This window comes from Solemya pervernicosa gill symbiont (assembly GCF_002020875.1).
Taxonomy (GTDB): Bacteria; Pseudomonadota; Gammaproteobacteria.
In genome coordinates this window covers 1-2,828 of record NZ_MPRL01000141.1, presented here as the reverse complement: position 1 = coordinate 2,828, position 2,828 = coordinate 1, and the positions used below count along the sequence as shown (strand labels likewise).

The following is a 2,828-nucleotide window of genomic DNA, read 5'->3' as shown; positions in this document are numbered from 1 at the left end:
GGGGCGCCGTAGGCATAAACGGTCGCGTTAAGTATTTGCCGCTTGCTTGGGCTTGGACGCCCAAAACAAGCTTCCGCAAAAATAGCGACTCCCCGAGCGATCGAGGTCGGGTTTGCTTACAGATTCGCGGCTAAGGAGTCGCTGTAGGCCAAGTTGGCATTCCATATGGCATTTTCGGTCATTAATGTTGTGGCTGAAGACAGCGATGGCTCCCTTAATTGCGGTGTTCGAATTGATCGATATCAGCTCTGTAAGAAACTGTTCAAGGTTGATGTGGCCGCAAAGAGCGCACAGTGCAGATATTCTCCCCCAAGTTTCGCCTCCATGTTCCATGCCGTTCTGTTTCAGCTGGTTTAACCAAGGAGCAACATCTGTGTACCTACTGTGGTAATGGTGGTAAAGGCACTGCTCTGTGTATGGCCAGATGTCAGGGTTGTTGTGTGACATGATCGTTCTGAATAGCTCCCAGCCTTGCTCAAGCGATTTGTAGATTGTGTAAGGCAGAAACCGGAGAAGTATTGCGCCGATAGCGGGGTTTTCGTCCTTTGCAAAATGTTTGAGCAGCTGGAAGAGTAAGTCGGGGATGGAAGCCTCCTCTTCTAAAAGACGATTGAGTAGATTGATGGCCGCTTCGGCGGCGCGGCCTCTGTCGGAGTTGATGGCGCTGCTGATCAGCCCTGATCCATTGTTGTCTGAATCTTGAATTCGTGGTTCGTCTGATGTGAGCATGCCATACAGATGAAAGATGGTGGTTTTGGTATATTCCGGCGCTAGATGGGCGCCTGAGCATGCTAGCAGTGCTTCGCCAGTTTCCCGTTTTCCGCGCCAGTAACCGGGCTGTCGGTCGATTGCCTGAAGGAGCGCCTCAGCTAATGCGGTTGGTTCTGGCTGCTCTATTGGGGCCCACTCCTTGTTCGAGGAGTAGCGTCCTATCGTGTGATGGAGGTGGTCTGCGATGCCGTCTAGCGCGTAGTCGGAAAATTCGTGCTCATCCAGCTCGGAACGAAGTCTGGGAAGCAAGCCAAGGAAACGTGTTGGAGCAGAGCTGGCGGCATCCTTTAATGTGCGTAATACCTGTTCTTTTCCTCCGATTGAGCGAAGCTCTTCATGGTGTGTCCGGGTTTGGTTCGACTGGTAGTGGCGGAGGAGGTCGATGATACCGTCATCACTAAAATCGAGCAGCGTGGTGTGTGAGAAGGGAGAGGCTACCCATCCACTCCAAGAGGTGATTTCGGGTGTGCGTGACGGCGGTGACATGAGAGAGGTGTGGCGCTCAAGGTGGTTCTGTGACTCCTTCGTTCGGCAGCATGCAGGGATCCAGTCCAGCCATTCTTGGATACGGCGATTGGCCCAAATGGCGTTGTCCTCTTCGTCGATGTCGTTATACAGAGAGAGCAGCGTATGTTGATTGGTTGTCCAAGTGTTGCAGTCGAGTAGTGGGTATGCCTCATTCATGAGTTGCCCCAGCTCATAATTCAGCTGGCCGTAGCGGAGAAGTTCTCGGTCTGTCAGTAGCTGTTGGAGGCCAGAAATATTGGCGCGGATGTTTTTTGCGCAAGCTGCAATGTAGAGATGGCGCAGTGATATCTCCTGGTGGGTTCGAAGCGATTGATTGTGTTCTCTCCACCACTTGGTGTTCTGTTTCGCGTGTTTCCCGATTACTTGCTCAAGCGCGTGGAAGAGTATGCCTAGCGTGCTGACATGGTGCATGTCAGTCTTTGTATGTCTGCGCTCCCATGATGTCTCGTGCAGAAACGCGTTAAAAAACCCTGACATGCCATAGTTGAAAACAGATTTTTTGCTCCATTGGGAGATGTCCTGGATTGCGAAGTTAAGCAGTATTTCCGATGCAGCCGCTGACCGCTATGGATAGCGAAGCGAAGGCGGTTAGTCCGCGTCGGGGCGCCGCAGGCATAAACGGTCGCGTTAAGTTTTTGCCGCTTGCTTGGGCTTGGATGCCCAAAACAAGCTTCCGCAAAAATAGCGACTCCCCGATAATCTTTCTTCAAGAAAATCTTTCTTGTGGAAATCGTGAGGTGAACAATGCAGGTGTTCGGAGATGTCTCGTCGAGAATTCAGAGCCTCAGGAACGTCTCTCGTGATCCAGCTCCATAGAAGATCATCGTGTTCGTCGGTTTCTGTTACTAAGCGGCTGAGTGGTTGTCCGGCCGATTCGTGATCGGCTTTTTGGCCTAGGCTGATTAGTGTCTCGAGTAGTGGTCTGATTTCAGGGTGGTGCCACTCTTCGATCTTCATTAAGGAGTGAGTGATGTGGAATGCGATTGAGTAGGATTCAACCCACTGTTCAGTGAGTGCTCGATGCCATATAGAAAGCACGCTCTCGGTATCTTCGTTGATCCATCTATCAAGATTGAGAAGGAAACGACGTAGTGTGTCTGAGTTCTGTTCGCGTAAGGTGCTTGGTAGCCAACTGTCGCGCAGTAGATGAAACCACTTGATGGTTAGTGGTTGATCAATGAGTCGGGTGAATATCGTGTGGTGTTTGGTGCTGATGTGTCGAACTAAAGGGATATCATCTTCCTGTGGATCAAATTCCGCCAGTGTTTCGACAATAAGTCGCTTAAGGTGGTAAGCGATATCAGGGGTATCCAGTGCGGTTCTCAGATGGCGGGAGAATATCTCTGGCTGGCTAATGCGTAGTTGCAAGATAAACATGCGTACGCTGGGGCGTATGTAGGGTAGTGGTTGTAGTGAGAGAATAACCTCCGTCGCTGACCGCCATGGATAGCGAAGCGAAGGCGGTTAGTCCGCGATAGTCGACGCCGTCTGTATATTCGTAGTTGAGAGCGTGAGCGAACGACGTAGAA

2 protein-coding genes are annotated in these 2,828 nt (G+C 51.2%); both read right to left on the bottom strand.

Going from position 1 to position 2,828, the window contains the following annotated elements; all coding sequences use genetic code 11:
* Positions 1–27: 27 nt before the first annotated feature.
* Complete coding sequence (locus tag BOW52_RS16700) at positions 28–1,776, bottom strand: hypothetical protein (RefSeq protein WP_078485214.1); 1,749 nt, start codon at positions 1,774–1,776, stop codon at positions 28–30.
* Between the two features lie 150 nt (positions 1,777–1,926).
* Positions 1,927–2,676, bottom strand: coding sequence for a hypothetical protein (locus tag BOW52_RS16695; RefSeq protein ID WP_078485213.1), 750 nt, complete (start codon positions 2,674–2,676; stop codon positions 1,927–1,929).
* Positions 2,677–2,828: the final 152 nt, after the last annotated feature.